Annotated in this window: 13 protein-coding genes; 1 reads left to right on the plus strand and 12 read right to left on the minus strand. The window is 70.7% G+C overall.

The window, feature by feature from the left end; genetic code table 11:
- Positions 1-12 precede the first annotated feature (12 nt).
- The 12 genes from OO014_RS01610 to OO014_RS01665 all read right to left on the minus strand — a co-directional run bounded on the left by OO014_RS01610 (position 13) and on the right by OO014_RS01665 (position 14,700).
- Entirely contained in the window at positions 13-588 is a 576-nt protein-coding gene (locus OO014_RS01610) for an NADPH-dependent FMN reductase (protein ID WP_272460480.1), read from the minus strand.
- Between the two features lie 94 nt (positions 589-682).
- Entirely contained in the window at positions 683-1,384 is a 702-nt protein-coding gene (locus tag OO014_RS01615) for a prepilin peptidase (protein WP_272460481.1), read from the minus strand.
- A complete protein-coding gene (locus tag OO014_RS01620; protein ID WP_272460482.1) occupies positions 1,381-2,205 on the minus strand; it encodes a shikimate dehydrogenase in 825 nt (274 codons plus the stop codon). The genes OO014_RS01615 and OO014_RS01620 overlap by 4 nt, the downstream gene beginning before the upstream one ends.
- 55 nt (positions 2,206-2,260) lie before the next feature.
- The gene (mltG, locus tag OO014_RS01625; RefSeq protein ID WP_272460483.1) at positions 2,261-3,469 is read right to left on the minus strand and encodes an endolytic transglycosylase MltG; all 1,209 of its coding nucleotides are present in this window, start codon (positions 3,467-3,469) and stop codon (positions 2,261-2,263) included.
- A complete protein-coding gene (gene ruvX / locus OO014_RS01630) occupies positions 3,466-3,963 on the minus strand; it encodes a Holliday junction resolvase RuvX (RefSeq protein WP_272460484.1) in 498 nt (165 codons plus the stop codon). The genes mltG and ruvX overlap by 4 nt, the downstream gene beginning before the upstream one ends.
- A gap of 2 nt (positions 3,964-3,965) precedes the next feature.
- Complete coding sequence (gene alaS, locus OO014_RS01635; RefSeq protein ID WP_272460485.1) at positions 3,966-6,638, minus strand: alanine--tRNA ligase; 2,673 nt, start codon at positions 6,636-6,638, stop codon at positions 3,966-3,968.
- A 300-nt stretch (positions 6,639-6,938) separates the two neighbouring features.
- On the minus strand, positions 6,939-7,994 hold the full coding sequence (locus OO014_RS01640) for an ABC transporter ATP-binding protein (RefSeq protein WP_272460486.1): 1,056 nt from the start codon (positions 7,992-7,994) through the stop codon (positions 6,939-6,941).
- A complete protein-coding gene (locus OO014_RS01645; protein ID WP_272460487.1) occupies positions 7,991-9,031 on the minus strand; it encodes an ABC transporter ATP-binding protein in 1,041 nt (346 codons plus the stop codon). Before OO014_RS01645 ends, OO014_RS01640 begins: the two co-directional genes overlap by 4 nt.
- On the minus strand, positions 9,028-10,014 hold the full coding sequence (locus OO014_RS01650; RefSeq protein WP_272460488.1) for an ABC transporter permease: 987 nt from the start codon (positions 10,012-10,014) through the stop codon (positions 9,028-9,030). Before OO014_RS01650 ends, OO014_RS01645 begins: the two co-directional genes overlap by 4 nt.
- A gap of 107 nt (positions 10,015-10,121) precedes the next feature.
- Positions 10,122-11,882 carry an ABC transporter substrate-binding protein gene (locus OO014_RS01655; RefSeq protein WP_272460489.1) on the minus strand — a complete coding sequence of 587 codons (1,761 nt, stop codon included), beginning with the start codon at positions 11,880-11,882 and terminating at the stop codon, positions 10,122-10,124.
- Positions 11,883-12,003: 121 nt separating this feature from the next.
- The gene (locus tag OO014_RS01660) at positions 12,004-13,050 is read right to left on the minus strand and encodes an ABC transporter permease (protein WP_272460490.1); all 1,047 of its coding nucleotides are present in this window, start codon (positions 13,048-13,050) and stop codon (positions 12,004-12,006) included.
- A gap of 249 nt (positions 13,051-13,299) precedes the next feature.
- A complete protein-coding gene (locus OO014_RS01665; RefSeq protein WP_272460491.1) occupies positions 13,300-14,700 on the minus strand; it encodes a replication-associated recombination protein A in 1,401 nt (466 codons plus the stop codon).
- An 18-nt stretch (positions 14,701-14,718) separates the two neighbouring features.
- Here OO014_RS01665 and OO014_RS01670 point away from each other — a divergent pair, with 18 nt between their 5' ends.
- Complete coding sequence (locus OO014_RS01670) at positions 14,719-16,929, plus strand: MMPL family transporter (protein ID WP_272460492.1); 2,211 nt, start codon at positions 14,719-14,721, stop codon at positions 16,927-16,929.
- The last annotated feature ends 55 nt before the right edge of the window (positions 16,930-16,984 follow it).

Raw genomic sequence — 16,984 nt, forward strand, 5'->3', positions numbered from 1 at the left:
GGAGCGGGGGCCTCAGAGCTCGTCGGGTGGGAGGACCGTCAGGACCCGCGTGATGAACTCGTGGAACTCCTGCATGAAGGTGCGCAGGAAGGCCTCGGTCTCCGGGTCCGAGACCTCCCCGGAGTCGCTGAACACGTCCGGCCTGAACTGGATGTAGGCCTCGACGGCGTTCATCAGCGGACTGTTGCAGAAGGCGAGGACCTGCTTGAGGCTCTGCTGCCCCACCGCGGTGCCGATCGCCCCGGGAGACGCACCGATGACCGCGGACGGCTTGCGGGCGAACGAGTTCTGGCCCCATGGCCGGCTCGCCCAGTCGATGGCGTTCTTCAACGCCCCCGGGATGGACCTGTTGTACTCCGGCGTGACGAAGAGGACCGCGTCGACCGAGGCGATGGCCTCTTTCAGGGCGCGCCCCTCGGGCGGGAAGTCCGCGTCGTAGTCGTAGCTGTAGAGCGGCAGGTTGCCGATGGGGATCTCGGTGAACTCCATGTTCGCGGGCGCCACCCGAAGCAGCGCCTTGGAGAGCGTCCGGTTGATCGATGCCGTGGCCAGGCTTCCGACGAAGTAGCCCACCTTCTGCGTGGTCATGCTCGTCCCCTTCCGATGGTCGGGTAATGCAGGACCGTGGCCCCCTACCCCGTTGAACGGTGTGGCAACGGGGGGTCGAGTCAGGACCCGACGATCAGGGGAAGAGCTGCACCTCGGTGACGAGGGCGACGAGGGCCCCGACGAGCATCCACGGGCCGAAGGCGATGTGGTCCTTGCGCGAGCCGCGTCGCAGCACGATGCGGCCGAGGCCGTAGGCCCCCGACAGCAGGAACGCCGCATAGGTGGCGATGACGGGACCCCACGCGGACAGGTAGCCGGTGGCCACGCCGACCAGTCCCGCGAGCGTCACGTCCCCGAGACCGAAGCCACTGCGCAGCAACGCCGCGAGGAGGGCGAGGAGGAAGTAGAGCGTCCACAGGACAGCCCCCGCGATGATCGCGCGACGGAAGGCTGCCCAGTCACCCGAGGCCAACGAGGCCAGTGCGAGCTGCCCGACGAGCATCGGGTATGCCGGGCGGGTGAGGCCGTGCGGGAGACGGTGGACATCCGCGTCGACCCACGCCAGCGCCACGCCGACGGCGGCAAGACCGAGGTAGGCCGGAGCGAGGGCGTAGTGGGCGGTGGGCCCGAACCGCCAGGCGAGCACGCCCCAGAGGAGCGCAAGGCCCGTCGCCACCGCCCACACCGGCAGCCGGGGACCCGGCCCGGTCTCGTGGTCGAGTCGATAGCCCAGGGTCGCGAGACGGGATCCGAGCAGGTGGCCCACCGCGGCGCCGGCGACGACGAGGGCGGCGACGTACCACCAGGGCGTCGGGGGGAAGTGGGCCCAGGTCATCCGGCGGACCGCTGCGCGAGAGCGGCGGCGAGCGCGGCCCGCATCGCCGCGAGCGGCGCCGGGCGGCCGGTCATGAGCCGGACCTGCTCGGTCGCCTGGTGCAGGAGCATCGCCGTGCCCTCCTGGATCACCCAGCCAGCCGCAGCGGCCGCCTCCTGCAGCGGCGTCCGCCCGGACCCGTAGACCACGTCGAGCAGGACCTGCCCACCCGTCTGCGTGGCAGGCGGAAAGTCGGGCAGCCCACCCACCACGTGCGGCGGGACGGTGCTGATGACGACGTCTGCGGGCAGCCACTGGCCCATCGACACCTGTGCGACCTCGAGGCCGGCTCGACCGGCCTGGTCGAGGGTCTCGGGCCGGACCCGGTCGCGGACCATGAAGGTGATCCGGCGGGTGCCGGCGGCGGCGAGCGCCGCGACGGCCGAGCGGGCCGTTGCCCCGCTCCCGAGGAGGAGGGCGTGCGAGGGCGTCAGGCACCCGGCCTCCCGCAGGGCGACCTGGATGCCGTGGACGTCGGTGTTGTGCGCCGTCCACCCTGCGTCGCTGCGGACCAGGGTGTTGGCGGCCCCCGTCTCTGCGGCGGTGTCGGTGACCTGGTCGGCTGCCGCGAGGGCCGCCTCCTTGAGCGGCATGGTCAGGGACAGCCCCCGCCACGAGTCGTCCAGCGCTCGGAACGCCTCGTCGAAGCTCCCCTCGTCGACCTCCCGGCGCTCGTAGGTCCAGTCCGTCAGGCCCAGCGCGGCATAGGCGGCCCGGTGGAGGACCGGCGACAGTGAGTGCGCGATCGGTGACCCCCACACCGCGCACCGGACGGGCGTCACGGTGTCGGGCCCGTCACCCCGCGGGCACCGCACACCACCGGGCCGGCGGGGTCGCTCAACACTTGCCCTTGTTGGCCTGGCACCACGCCTGGAACTCCGCGACGTTGGCCTGGTGCTCCTCGAACGTCACGGCGAACTTCGTCGTGCCCTTGGCCGGGTCCACGGTGACGAAGTAGAGCCACGGACCGTCGGCCGGCTGGGCGGCCGCCTTGATGGCGCTCTCGCCGGGGTTGCCGATGGGCCCGGGCGGCAGGCCCTTGACCCGGTAGGTGTTGTAGGGGCTGTCGCTGGCCCGGTCCTTGTCCGTGGTGGTGATCCCGTGCTTGCCGATGGCGTAGTTGACGGTGGAGTCGAACTGCAGGGGCATGTCCTCGGCCAGGCGGTTCTCGACGACGCGCGCCACCTTGGGACGGTCGGCCTCGAACCGGGCCTCCGCCTCGACGAGGCTGGCGACGACCATGGTCCGTTCCATCTGCTCGGGCGCCACGCCGAGCGCCTCGAGTCGCTTGGTCGTCTCGGCGACCATGCGCGCGAGGTGGTCCGCTGCCGTCGTGTCCGGCTCGAACTCGTAGCTGGCCGGGAAGAGGTAGCCCTCGACGTTGCCCTTGGCCGACGCGGGCAGTCCGAGTGCCTCCGCGTCCTTGGCGGCGCGCTCGTACTCTGCCACCGGGATCCCGGTGGCCTCGGACAGGATGGGGTAGATCTCCTTGGCCCACTTGCCCTCCGGGACGACGGCGCGGGTCACGATCCGGTTGGCGGGGTCGACGAGGACGGCCAGGGCGTCGGTGGCCTTCATCTGCTTCTGCATCTCGTAGACGCCCGGCTGGATGCCTGCACTCCTGGGCTCGTTCTTGGCGGCCTCGATGAAGGCCTTGGTCGACTTGACGACGTCCTCGTCCGCGAGGACCCGGGCGATGGCGGATCCACCCGCGCCCTGCTCCACGGTGATGCGCACCGTCCCGGACCCGGGGCCCGGATAGTCGTTGGACTCGAGGAACTCCGCCACCACGGGGCGCAGGTAGGTGTAGGCGATGGCGACTCCGCCGCCGACGACCGCGAGGGCGAGCACGATGACGGCGAGCCGGCGCAGGACCGAGGGCTTGCCCTTGGAGCGACGACCACCACGGCGGGACTGTCGCAACGCGGCCAGCTCGGCCTCCCGCGCCTCGCGCCGGGTCAGCGGGCGCGACGCCGGCGACGGTGCGGCACCGGCTCGGGGCTCCTCCTCGTCACCGAAGATGGAGGTCTCGAGGTGGTCCTTCATCGACGGCGTTCCTTCTTCCGTGGTTTGCCGAGCGAGACGATCTCACCCGCAGGTCTTCCTGTTGATGCCTCGGTGTCGAGCGCGGACTGCAGGATGAGCACCGCGGCGGCCTGGTCGACCACTGACCGTTGCCCCCGGCCGGGCACTCCGCTCTCGCGTAGTCTCTGGTGCGCCGTGACGGTGGTCAAGCGTTCGTCGACGAGGCGCACGGCCACCGGGGAAACCAGCGCGGCCAACCGGGCAGCGTAGTCGCGCGCCCCCTTGGCGGCCTCGCCCTCGGCACCGGACAGGAGCCGCGGGAGACCGACGACGATCTCGAGGGCTGCGCGCTCCGCGACCAGTCCCGCGATGGTCTCGAGGTCGGCGGAGCCGCCCAGGTCACGGGCGAGCGTCTCCACGGGATGCGCGAACGTGCCCGAGGGGTCGGAGGCGGCGACACCGACGCGGGCGTTGCCCACGTCGATGCCGATCCGCACCCCGGGTCGGGCCGGCACCGTCAGGCGCCTCGCTGGTGCAGCTGCTGCTCGACCGCTCCCAGCGCGGCGGACACCATCGAGGCGTCCGTGCCGCCACCCTGGGCGATGTCGTCCTTGCCACCACCGCCGCCACCGAGGACCTGCGCCGCCGTCCGGACGAACAGCCCGGCCTTGAGCCCGCTCTCGCGGGCCCGGTCGTTCGTCGCGACGATGACGATGGGTCGCCCGTTGGACACGGCCGCCATGGAGACGAGGCTCGGCCGGTCGTTGCCGAGCCGTCCGCGCACGTCGAGGACAAGGGCGCGCAGGTCGTCAGCGGTCACCCCCTCGCCGGCGTCGTGGCTGACGAAGGTCACCCCACCGATGTCGCGCGAGGTGGCAGCGAGGCCGGCCGCGGCGCCGAGGACCTGGGCCTGCTTGACGGCGGCGATCTCCTTCTCGGCTTCCTTGAGTTTGGAGAGGATGCTCGCGATGCGGTGCGGGAGCTCCTCCTTGCGCACCTTGAGCTGGTCCGTCAGCTGGCCGACGATCGCGGCTTCACGTGCGAGGTGCTGGTACGCGTCAGCGCCGACGAGCGCCTCGACACGGCGCACGCCGGACCCGATCGACGCCTCGCCGAGCAGCTTGACCACACCGAGCTGGCCGACCCGCAGCGCGTGGGTGCCGCCGCACAGCTCGATGGACCAGTCGCCGATGGACACGACGCGGACCCGCTCGCCGTACTTCTCACCGAAGAGCGCGAGCGCACCCATCCGGCGGGCCTCGTCCAGCGACATGATGTCGGCGGTCACCGGCAGGTCGTCGAGCAGGACGGAGTTGACCTTGGCCTCGATGTCGGCCATCGCCTCGAGGGGGACCGCGCTCTGCGCCTTGAAGTCGAACCGCAGTCGGCCGGGAGAGTTCTCGGAGCCGGCCTGGGTGGCCGTCTCGCCGAGCTCCTCGCGCAGGGCCTGGTGCACCATGTGCGTCGCCGTGTGCGCGCGTGAGACGGAACGCCGCCGCACGACGTCGACGACCGCCTCGGCGTCCTCCCCCGTGACGGCCTCGCCCTCGAGGACCGTCGCCCGGTGGACGATGAGGCCGTTGATCGGCTTCTGCACGTCGCGCACCTCGATGAGCGCGCCGTTGGCGAGCCGGATCCGGCCCTGGTCGGCGAGCTGTCCACCGGACTCGGCGTAGAGGGGCGTGCGGTCGAGGACGACCTCGATCTCCTCCCCCGCCCGAGCGGATGAGACGAGCTCTCCGCCGCGGATCAGGCCCCGGACCCGGGAGTCCGACACGACCTCGTCGTAGCCGGTGAACTCGACGTCACGGCCGAGGGAGTCGGCGACCTGCCGATAGACGGACACGTCGCCGTGCGCCATCTTCTTGGCCTTCGCGTCTGCCTTGGCCCGGTCGCGCTGCTCGGCCATGAGCCGGCGGAAGCCGGTCTCGTCGACGTTGAGTCCCTGCTCGGCGGCCATCTCGAGGGTGAGGTCGATCGGGAAGCCGTAGGTGTCGTGCAGCTGGAACGCCTCCGACCCGCTGAGAGTCGTCGAGCCGACCGACTTCGCCTTCGTCACCGCGACGTCGAGGATGGTCGTGCCGGCCGTCAGGGTGCGGCGGAACGCGTCCTCCTCGGCGTACGCCACCTGGCTGATCCGGCCGAAGCCGCTCTCGAGCTCGGGGTAGGACGCCCGCATCTGGTTCTTGCTGACGGGCAGCAGGTGCTCGAGCGTCGGCGCGTCGACGCCGAGCAGCCGCATCGAGCGGACCGCGCGACGGATGAGCCGGCGCAGCACGTAACCGCGACCCTCGTTGCCGGGGGTGACCCCGTCGCCGATGAGCATCAGCGCGGAACGCACGTGGTCCGCGACGACGCGGAAGCGGACGTCGTCCTCGAGGTTGGCTCCGTAGCGGCGCCCCGACAGCTCCTCGGCGGCCGCGATGACGGGGAAGACCTCGTCGATCTCGTAGAGGTTGTCGACGCCCTGGAGCAGGTAGGCCACCCGCTCGAGCCCCATGCCGGTGTCGATGTTGCGCTTGGGCAGCGGCCCGGCGATGTCGAAGTCGTCCTTGGCCCGCACGGCGGACAGGTCGTCCTGCATGAAGACGAGGTTCCAGAACTCGAGGTAGCGGTCCCCCGCCTCCCAGTCGCGATCGGCGCCGAACTCGGGTCCGCGGTCGATGAGGATCTCGGAGCACGGGCCGCCCGGTCCCGGGACGCCCATGTTCCAGTAGTTGTCCTTCTTGCCCAGCCGCACGATGCGGTCGTCGGGCAGGCCCGCGACGCGCTTCCAGATCGCGATGGCCTCGTCGTCCTCGTGGTAGACGGACGCGTAGAGGTCCTTCTCGTCGAAGCCGTAGCCGCCCTGGCTCTGCGGCGTCGTGACGAGCTCCCAGGCGAGCGCGACGGCGCCCTCCTTGAAGTAGTCACCGAAGCTGAAGTTGCCGTTCATCTGGAAGAACGTGCCGTGCCGGGTCGTCTTGCCGACCTCCTCGATGTCGAGGGTGCGCACGCACTTCTGCACGCTGGTCGCGCGGGGGTACGGCGGGGTCTCCTGCCCGAGGAAGTAGGGCTTGAAGGGGACCATCCCGGCGTTGACGAACAGGAGGTTGGGGTCGTCGTGGACGAGCGGGGCGCTCGGCACGACCGTGTGGCCACGGCTCTCGAAGAAGGAGAGCCAGCGTCGCCTGATCTCGGCGGTTTCCATGGTTCAGGTCCTTGCTGATGTGGGTGGGATGAGGTCGGGGCGGGGGCAACCGGGGCTCACGCGCGCGCGGCTGACCCCCGGGGAGCTCGGGCCCACCCGGCGACTCGCACACCCGTCCGGTGTCGTCGCACCGGTCCGGTCATCTCGCACACATCCATGACCTCTAACCCTAGCCGACCCACGCGGTGCCCGCCGAAAGCCGACGGAGCCGGGCGGCGGGAGCGAGCCCAGCGGCATACGACATCTGCCGTATGCCGCTGGGCTGGGTGGGCGCGGACGCCCGCCCCGCGCCGAGCGGGGTCACCCGCGTCGGGTGGGCACCTCGCCGGTGGCCGCGCCGCGGACCTCCGGGAAGTGGCACGCGTGCAGGTGGGCCCCCGCGTCGGGCGTCGAGCCCGCGGGCCTCGGGGCGGCCTCGACGAGCGGAGGCTCCTGCCGGTAGCAGATCTCCCGCACCTTCCAGCAGCGCGTCCGGAACCGACAGCCGCTCGGCGGGTCGATCGGGCTGGGCACGTCCCCGACCAGGCGAATCCGCTCCCTCGGTGCGGCGCCGCGTGCGACGTTGATGTCGGGAGCCGCCGAGAGCAGGGCCTGGGTGTAGGGGTGACGGGGGGACGTGTAGATCTGCTGCCGGTCGCCGTACTCGACGATCTTGCCCAGATACATCACCGCGACGTCGTCACAGAAGTGCCGGACCACGCCCAGGTCGTGCGCGACGAGGACGAAGGCGAGACCGAGCTCCGTGCGGAGCCCGGCGAGCAGGTTCATGACCTGCGCCTGGATGGACACGTCCAGGGCCGACACGGGCTCGTCGGCGATGATGAGCCGCGGCTCGACGGCCAGCGCGCGAGCGATCCCGATCCGCTGACGCTGCCCACCCGAGAACTCGGAAGGGTAACGGTTGGCATGCTCCGGCCCGAGGCCGACGAGCTCGAGCAGCTCGGCGACGCGCGCCTTCTCCCGACCGGCGTGCAGGCCGTGGACGCGCAACGGGGTCGTCAGGATCGAGCCGACCGTGTGGCGGGGGTTGAGCGAGCTGTACGGATCCTGGAAGACCATCTGGACATCCCTGCGGAACGCCCTCAGCTGCGACTCCGCCGCGTGGGTGATGTCGCGACCATCGAACTCGATCCGCCCGCCGGTCGGCTCGTCGAGCCGCGTGAGGAGCCGCGCGGCGGTCGACTTGCCACAGCCCGACTCGCCGACGATCCCGAGGGTCCGACCGGCCTGCACGGTCAGGTCGATCCCGTCGACGGCCTTGACGGTCGACCTGACCATCCGCAGCCCCTCAACGTGCCGGACCGGGAAGTGCCGCTCGAGACGGGTCGCCCTGAGCAGCGCGGATCCGGCCGTCATCGCAGACCTCCTGCATCGATGGCCGTGACCGGATCCTCCAGGTGGCACCGCACGTGCCGGTGCGACTCGCCCGGAGCCGCTCGCCAGGCCGGGACCTCAGTCCGGCACGGAGCGCCCACCCGGTCGCTGAACACGCAGCGCGGATGGAACGCACACCCCGGCGGCGGGGCCAGGAGGCTGGGCGGGTTGCCGGGGATGGTGCGCAGCAGCCCGAGGTCCGCGGAGGGTGAGGGCAGCGACTGCAGGAGCGCCTCGGTGTAGGGGTGCGAGGGACGTCCGAGCACCTGCCTCGCGGGACCCTGCTCCACGGCCCGGCCGGCATACATGACGAGCAGGTCGTCGGCCGTCTCGGCGACGACCGCGAGGTCGTGCGTGATGAGGATGACCGCTGAGCCGAACTCACGACGGAGGTCTCCGAGCAGGTCCAGGATCTGCGCCTGGACCGTCACGTCGAGCGCCGTCGTCGGCTCGTCCGCGATGAGCAGCCTCGGGTTGTTGACGAGCCCGAGCGCGATCATGGCCCGCTGGCGCATCCCGCCCGAGAACTCGTGCGGGAACTGGTTCGCCCTGCGGTGCGGGTTGGGGATCCCGACGCGGTCGAGCATCTCCACCGCGCGGCGCTGGGCCACGGCCTTGCTCACGGGGTGGTGGGCCCGATACGCCTCGGCGATCTGCCGGCCCACCTTGTGGAACGGGTGCAGGGCGCTGAGGGGGTCCTGGAAGACCATCGCGGCCGTCGTGCTGCGCAGTGCCTGCAGCATCCACTCCGGCGCGCCGACGACCTCTTCCCCCTCGAGGCGGATGCTGCCGCTGATCCTCGTCCGCCGCGGGTCATGCAGCCCGAGGACCGCCATGCTGGCCACGGTCTTGCCCGAACCGGACTCACCGACGATCGCGAGCGTGCGGCCGAGACGCGCCTGGAAGCTGAGCCCCGAGACCGCCTGCAGGAGACCTTCGTCCGTGGGGAACGCGATGGACAGGTCGGTGACGTCGAGCACCACGTCTGCGGGCGGGTCGACCCTGCCGTCGGGGATCACGACAGCCTCACTCGCGGGTCGACGAACGAGTAGGCGATGTCGACGACGAGGTTGAGCGTCACGACGAGGACCGCCGTCACCAGAACCGTCCCCATGATGACCGGCAGGTCGTCACGCGCCAGCGCGTCGATGGAGAGCTTGCCGATGCCGTCGATCTCGAAGATCTTCTCGGTCACGAGAGTCCCCGAGAGGAGCGCCGCCACGTCGAGGCCGAGGATCGTGACGACCGGGCCGATGGCGGCCCGCAGGGCGTGCGAGCGGACCACGGTCACCTCGTCGAGACCCTTGGACCGTGCAGTTCGCACGTAGTCGGTGGCGAGGGTCTCGATCATCGCGCTCCGCGTGTAGCGTGCGTAGCCGGCCGAGTAGACCAGGCCGAGCAGCAGGCACGGCGCGATGAGACCTGCCAGGAACCCGGGCAGTCCGTCCGAGAGCGGCATCGCCTGCGGCAGGATCCCGTGGATCCGGGTCGCGTAGAGGGCGAAGACGAGGGCGACCACGTAGTACGGGATCGCCCCGAAGACCTGCGAGCCACCGATGAGCAGGCGGTCCAGCGCACTGCCTCGAGCTCGCGCCGTGATGACACCGACCGTCAGCCCGACGGCGAGGAGGACGACGACGGTGCCGAGGGCCAGCAGCACGGTGGCCGGGAAGCGGGAGAAGATCTCCTCCGACACGGGGCGCTTCGTGAGGAACGACATCCCCAGGCAGGGCGCACTGCAGTGGACGACGTCCCCGGCGAACTCGAAGTCACGGCCGACGAAGAGGCCACCGAAGTACTCGGTGAACTGAGCGGCGAGCGGTCGGTCGAGCCCGAGGTTCTCCCGGATCTCGGTGAGACGCTCCGGCGAGCACCGCTGCTCTGGGCACATCGCCTGCGCGGGGTCGGCCGGGCCGGCGAAGAAGAGGAGGAACGATGCGACGAGCGTGGCCAACAGGACGGTCAGTCCCAGGCCAACGCGTCGCAGGACGTACGTGAGCACGAACTACCTTCCGTGGTCGACGGGTGGGGGCCGAAGGGTGGGTGCCGAGAGGTGGGGGCCGAAGGGTCGCTCCGCCCCCACCCGGGGGTGGGCTGGGTGGGGCAGCCCTACGGCTCGATCCAGATCTGGGTCATGATCGGCAGGCCGTGGTGCATGTCGTTGACGACGTTGCGCACCTTCGAGCCGAAGACGGCGTTGCCCTTGCTGTACTGGTAAGGGATCGCCGGGAGGTAGTTCTCGAAGAGCCACCTGTCGAACTTCCCCCACTCGGGGCCCTGGTCGGCGATCGGGAGCTCCTGGATCCGGCTGATCTCCTGGTCGATCTTCTCCTCGGAGATGTTGCCCCAGGACGTCGCGCCCTGCGAGACGGCGTTGGAGGACACCATGGGCGGGAAGATCGAGTCCGCGGAGGGCCAGTCGTAGCACCAACCGGCCGGGCTCTGGAGCATGTTCACCGGGGCGTCGAGGGTGCCCGCGAGCTGGCGGCGTTCCTTCGCCGGGACGCCCTTGTCGACGACCCGGAAGCCGGCCAGCTCCAGCTTCTGCTTGCGCACCTGGTTGACGCGCTCGGCGACCGCGGAGTCGTTCTCGTAGTAGTAGCTCAGCTCGAACGGCTTGTCCGGGCCGTAGCCGAGGTCCGCGAGCATCTTGCGGGCCTTCTCCGCGTCGCCGTCGCCGGTGCCGTCGAAGCCGTCGACGCCCTGGTAGTCGACCCACCCGGGCACCTGGGGCGGGACGAACGTCGTTCCCGGCAGGTACGCGTGCGTCGACTGGCCCCCTGCCTTGCGCACCGAGTCGAACGGGTAGGCCACGGCGATGGCCTTGCGGACCTCGAGGGGGATCTTCCGCGTGTCGAGGTTGAGCGTGTAGACACAAGAAGAGGGCCCCTCGACGAACTGGCCCTTCTTGGCCCCCTCGACCTGCTCCACCAGGGAGGAGTCGATGGGGCTCCAGTTGAGCGAGGTCGCATCCACACCGTTGCTCGAGAGGATGGCGGTCTGTGCCTTGACGTCCTCGACGCCGAACTTGAAGTGGTAGCCGTCCAGGTAGTCGTTGCGGGCCGGGTCCGTGGCCGGCTTCCACTCGGGGTTCCGGTCGAGGACGAGCTCCGAGCCGGGGGTGTACGTCTTGAACTTGTAGGGCCCGGTCGCGAGCGGGTGCAGGGTGTAGTCCTTCTTCTTGTCCTTCTCCTGCGGGATCGGGGAGAACTGCGGGTAGGCGGCGAAGTAGGGCAGCGACTCGAACCGCTTCTCGAGGTGGATGACGACGGTCTTGTCGTCCCGGGCCTCGACGCCCTTCCACTTCGGGTCGCCCTGGTAGGGGCCCTCGTAGTTGCTGCCGTCCTTGAAGAACTCCCGCTGGTACGTGGGCGCGTTCTGGGCGAGGTCCTTGTCGAAGGAGCGCTTGAGCGCGAAGACGACGTCGTGGGCCGTGACCGGTGAGCCGTCCTCGTAGGTGATGCCGTCCTTGAGGGTGAAGGTCCAGGTCAGGCCGTCCTCCGACACCTGACCGAGGTCCGTGGCGAGATCCGGCACCAGGACCGACTGCCCGTCGCGGTGCGCGTAGGCGGTCAGCGCCCGGTGGGTCAGGCCGAGGATCGTCAGGGTGTCATTGAAGTACTGATCGCTCGGGTCGAAGTTCGCCGGGGTCGAGAAGTAGGGAACGGTGAGGACGCCACCGCGCTTGGCGCCGGGGACGTCGGGCGCCGGACCCGTGGCGTCGGGGAACATTCCCGACGTCGCGGTGGCGATCGACGACTTGTCGAACTTCGCCACCTCCGTCGACTCCGTCGGGGTGGGCGCCCCGCACGCCGTGATGAATCCGAGCGATACGGCGGCTCCTGCGGCCAGGACTCTGGTCCAGCGCATTGATGGCTCCCTTGCGTTCACGTCCGGCGCCGTGCCGGTGAATGGTGTGGTGGGTCGAGGGGTGGGGGCGAGGGGTGGGCGCGGATGTGGTGGACCGTCTCCGCGCCGGTGGTGCAGTCGGCTAGCACCGCGTCGTGGGGTCGAAGGCGTCCCGGATGGAGTCGCCGAGGAGGGTGAGAGCGAGGACCAGGGCGGAGATGCTGAGCACGGGGGGCCAGAGCCACAGCGGGTAGCTCCGGAAGGAGTTCTGCGCGTCAGCGATCGTCCTGCCCCACGTGGCCGTCGGTTCGACGAGACCGGCCCCCAGGAACGTCAGCGTCGCCTCGGCCGTGATGAAGGCGGGGACGGCGATGGACGCCGAGACGATGATCGGGCCGACGAGGTTGGGCAGGATCTCCCTCGAGAGGATCTGCCGCGTCGGGACCCCGATGGCCCGGGCTGCCTGGACGAACTCACGCTCGCGCAGGCTCACGACCTCACCACGCACGAGCCGCGCCAGGGCCATCCACCCGAACGTCACGAGGACGGCCATCACGATCCAGAACCGGATGGTCGAGGTCTGCTCGGCGGTGAGCGACCCGCGTTCGCCGAATCGAAGCTCCACGATCGGCACGACGGCGACGATGAGCAGGAGCAGGGGCAGGCTGAGGAAGAAGTCGGTCACCCACGAGATGGCCCGGTCGACCGCCCCGCCGAGGTAGCCAGCGAGCAGACCGAACGTCACACCGAGGACGGTCGAGAGGGCAGCCGCCGCGAAGCCGATGACGAGGGAGGGGCGCGCGCCGTAGGCCCAGCGTGCGAAGAGGTCCCGCCCGAGCCCCTTCTCGATGCCGAGCCAGTGGGCCGAGCTCATGCCCTCCGAGGGGAAGCCGTTGAGGTCAAGCAGCTCTGTGTGGGTGGTGTATGGGTCGGCCCTCGTGCCCGTGACCGGGTCGACGGACTGCAGACTGGTGAGCAGTGGGGCGAAGAGCGCGACGAGGACGAAGAAGAGGATGACCCCCGCGCAGACGATGGCCACCTTGTCCCGCCGCAGCCGATCCCAGGCGACCTGGCCGGGTGACCGCCCGGACCGACCGGTCGGCGGGGCGAGCGGAGAGTCGTCGCGGAAGCGGGCCGGCGCCCCCACAGAGGTCTGGGTCAAGGCGTCGGTGGCGCCCGGACTGCTCAAGGGGCTGCTCTCCGTCCTGGGGTGTGAAGGGGATGGAACGACGTGCTGCGTGGGAGGGCCGGCTGGACATGCCGGACCAGTGGCACTGCACAACGGGGTGGAGCATGGAGGGCCGCCCGTCGCGGAGCCGACGGTGACTCTGCCACAGAGCAGTGCCCCGGTCACGGGTTGCGACGGTCACGAATCACAAATCGTTACCCTGGAGGGCTGCTCGGCTGCAGAATGTCTTGCCCGGGACCGGACGGCGGCTCAGGTCTCCCGTCGCGGGGGCTTGCCCAGCCGGTCCCGCAACCACTCCAGGCGAGCCCGCAGGCGCTCCTCGAAGCCGCGGTCGGTCGGCAGGTAGTAGTCGGTCCGGCCCTGGAGGTCATCGGGCAGGTACTGCTGCCGCGCGACGCCATCCGGCTGGTCATGAGCGTAGACGTAGCCGTCCCCGTGCCCGAGCCGTTCCGCGCCGGCGTACCCGCTGCCCCTCAGGTGGGTCGGCACCGCCCCGCCACGGCCGGCTCGGACGTCGGCGATGGCGGCGTTGATCGCGGCATAGGCAGCATTGGACTTGGGTGCCAGCGCGTTGTGCACCACGGCCTGGGCGAGGATGATCCGCGCCTCGGGCATCCCGATCTGGGCCACCGCATGCATCGCGGCGACGGCCGTCTGGAGCGCGGTCGGGTCGGCCATGCCGACGTCCTCGCTCGCCGCGATCACGATCCGGCGGGCGATGAAGCGGGGGTCCTCGCCGGCCTCGAGCATGCGGGCCAGATAGTGCAGGGCCGCATCGACGTCGCTGCCGCGCATGGACTTGATCAACGCGCTCGCCACGTCGTAGTGCTGGTCGCCGGCCCGGTCGTAGCGCACAGCCGCATGCGCGATGGCCTGTTCGACGTGTGCCAGCCGGATCGCGACGGGGTCCTCGTCGGTCCGTCCTGCCGGCTCCGCGTCGAGGGCCACGCCGGCGGCGGCCTCCAACGAGGTGAGGGCCCGGCGCGCGTCGCCACCGGAGGTGCGCACCAGGTGCTCCATGGCGTCGTCGTCGATCGTGTGTGCCCCGGCGAACCCGCGCTCGTCGAGCAGGGCCGACCGCACCACGTCGCGGACGTCCTCGTCCGACAGGGAGCCCAGGGTGATGAGCACGGACCGGGACAACAGCGGCGCGATGACGCTGAAGGAGGGGTTCTCGGTGGTCGCGGCGACCAGGATGACGGTGCGGTTCTCGACCCCGGGCAGGAGGGCATCCTGCTGCGCCTTGGTGAACCGATGGATCTCATCGAGAAACAGGACGGTCTGCCGGCCGTAGAGGTCCCGCTCGCGCACCGCCGTCTCCATGACCGCGCGCACGTCCTTGACGCCGGCGGTGACCGCTGACAGCTCCACGAAACGCCGGTCCGCGGCCGTGGCGACCAGATGGGCGAGGGTGGTCTTGCCGGTGCCCGGGGGGCCCCAGATGATCGCCGACAGCGGGCCGGCCGCTCCCCCACTGCCCTCGATGAGGCGTCGCAGCGGGCTGCCCGGCCGGAGCACCGCGCCTTGCCCTCGCACCTCGTCGAGCGAGCGCGGGCGCATGCGGACCGCGAGCGGAGCACCGCCGGCCGAGAGCGGCCGGTCGTCCCGCTCCGCCGCTGTGGCGGCACCGAAGAGGTCGTCCGAGGTCACTGTGGAAGGCTATCTGGCGTGTCCGGTCAACCCCTTCCGCAGTTCACCGCGGCCGGCCAGCCAACGACGGTCCTGGCCCGCCTCGGTCGGGCCACCGGACGCCATCCGCTCTGGTGGGTCCTCGGCTGGCTCCTGGCGGCGCTCACCTCCTTTGCCGTCGCCGTCGGGGGCGTGACGGGCGAGTCCTTGTTCGAGCGCCTGACCTCCGGTGAGCCCCGGGTGCCCGGCCAGTCGCAGACCGCACGCGAGCTGATCCAGCGCGCCGAGCCGTCGCTGGACAACCTCATGCTGCAGGTTCGGGGTGCCTCTCTCGACGATCGCCCGTCAGTGGCTGCCGCAGCGGCCGCGACGGGGCGCCTCACCCAGATCCCGGGTGTCGCCGGGGTCCGGTCGCCGCTGCTGTCGCCCGAAGGCCCCAGCGATCCGGCCGTCCGCCCTCTCGTCGCCGACGGCTCGCCCGAGCAAGGGGCGTTTCTCACGATCGTTGACCTGGAGGAGGGGCAGGACGAGGCAGAGCTGTCCGTGACCCGGTCCGCGGTCGAGGACGGGTTCGGTGACGTCGTCGCGGCCCTGCCTGGAGCCACGGGATCCGTCGGGAGCTACCACCACGTCCTGAAGGCGATCACCAGCACCATCGAGAGCGATCTGCTGCGCGGCGAGGGCATCGCGCTGCCCCTCACCTTCCTCGTCATGGTGCTCGTCTTCGGGGGTTTCGTGGCGGCCGGAATGCCGGTCCTGGGCGCCATCGTCTCCATCGGCGGGGCGCTGTTGTCACTCTTCGGCTTCTCGCACGCCATGGACCTCGACGCCACCGTGGTCAACATCGTGACCCTGCTCGGTCTCGGGCTCTCGATCGACTACGGCCTGCTCACGGTGAACCGGTTCCGCGAGGAGCTCGCCGTCCGGCCGGGCCAGGACCCGACCAGGGACGACGCGATCTCGGCGGCGGGCCGCACCGTGGCGACCGCCGGCCGGACCGTCCTCTTCTCCGGGGTCACGGTCGCCATCGCCCTGTCCGGCCTGCTCGTCTTCGAGGCCGAGATCATGCGGGCCATCGGGCTGGCCGGCGTGAGTGTCGTCCTGGTCGCGATGGTCGTCGCGGTGACGCTCGTGCCCGCCCTGGCCGTCCTCGGCGCGCGGCGCCTGAGCAAGCGGTCGTTCCGTGCCGCGGACGACACGGGCCTGTTCTCCAGACTCGCGACAGCGGTCCAGCGCCGCCCCTTCAGCGTCATCGCGGGTGGCCTCGTCCTGCTGGCGGCGCTGGCGGCGCCGACCCTCGACCTGCGCCTCACCGCGTCCGGGACCGAGCTGCTCCCGGTCTCGGCGCCGCAACGGGTGTTCTTCGACACGCTTCGCACCGACTACCCCGACCTGGCCGCTCCCCAGGTCACGGTGGTGGCCCGCAGCCCGGACACCGCCGAGGTCCGCGACGCCCTCGAGCGCTTCCGCGACCAACCGGGCGTGACCGGTCTCGACGTCCGGCCTCTCGGCGCCGACTACCAGCTCGCGGGGTTCCGGGTCGCCGGTCCCCCGACCTCGGACGCGGCGCAGGACCTCGTCACGGCCCTGTCCGACCTCGACCCCGGCTTCGACACCTGGGTCACCGGTCAGGCAGCCGGGCAGATCGACTTCCTCGACTCGATGGCCGAGGGCGCCCCCTGGGCCGTGACGCTCGTCGTCCTCGGCACCTTTGTCCTCCTGTTCCTCATGACGGGTTCGGTGGTCATCCCGCTCAAGGCCCTCGTGCTCAACGTCATCTCTCTCGGTGCAGCCCTCGGGGTCGTCGTGTGGGTGTTCCAGGACGGCAACCTGGAGGGCCCGCTCGGCTTCACGTCGGTGGGTGCCGTGGAGTCGATGGTGCCGTTCCTCGTCCTCGCGTTCGGCTTCGGCCTCTCGATGGACTACGAGCTCTTCCTGCTATCGCGGATCGTCGAGGAGCACGAAGGAGGCGCGGACAACGATCGCGCGGTGGCGCTCGGCCTCCAGCGCACGGGCCGGATCATCACATCCGCCGCGCTGCTCATCATCATCGTGTTCGCCGGCTTCATCGCCGGTGACATCCTCATCATCAAGCAGATGGGCGTCGCGCTCGTGGCCGCCGTCATCATCGATGCGACCGTGGTCCGGATGCTGCTCGTCCCCGCGACGATGACCGTGCTCGGCCGCTGGAACTGGTGGGCGCCCGCCCCCTTGCGCCGCCTGCACCGCCGCTTTGGCCTGACCCACTGATGGGCCACTGACCACCCACTGGTGCCCTACTGATGCCGGACCTACCCAGCCGCCC

The sequence above is a fragment of the Intrasporangium calvum genome (assembly GCF_028446585.1).
Classification (GTDB): Bacteria; Actinomycetota; Actinomycetes; order Actinomycetales; family Dermatophilaceae; genus Intrasporangium; species Intrasporangium calvum_A.

Bases quoted from the DNA above. Each gene is read 5' to 3' on its own strand.
- OO014_RS01610 (WP_272460480.1), bottom strand. From the start codon at position 588: ATGACCACGCAGAAGGTGGGCTACTTCGTCGGAAGCCTGGCCACGGCA.
- OO014_RS01615 (WP_272460481.1), bottom strand. From the start codon at position 1,384: ATGACCTGGGCCCACTTCCCCCCGACGCCCTGGTGGTACGTCGCCGCC.
- mltG (WP_272460483.1), bottom strand. From the start codon at position 3,469: ATGAAGGACCACCTCGAGACCTCCATCTTCGGTGACGAGGAGGAGCCC.
- alaS (WP_272460485.1), bottom strand. From the start codon at position 6,638: ATGGAAACCGCCGAGATCAGGCGACGCTGGCTCTCCTTCTTCGAGAGC.
- OO014_RS01640 (WP_272460486.1), bottom strand. From the start codon at position 7,994: ATGACGGCCGGATCCGCGCTGCTCAGGGCGACCCGTCTCGAGCGGCAC.
- OO014_RS01655 (WP_272460489.1), bottom strand. From the start codon at position 11,882: ATGCGCTGGACCAGAGTCCTGGCCGCAGGAGCCGCCGTATCGCTCGGA.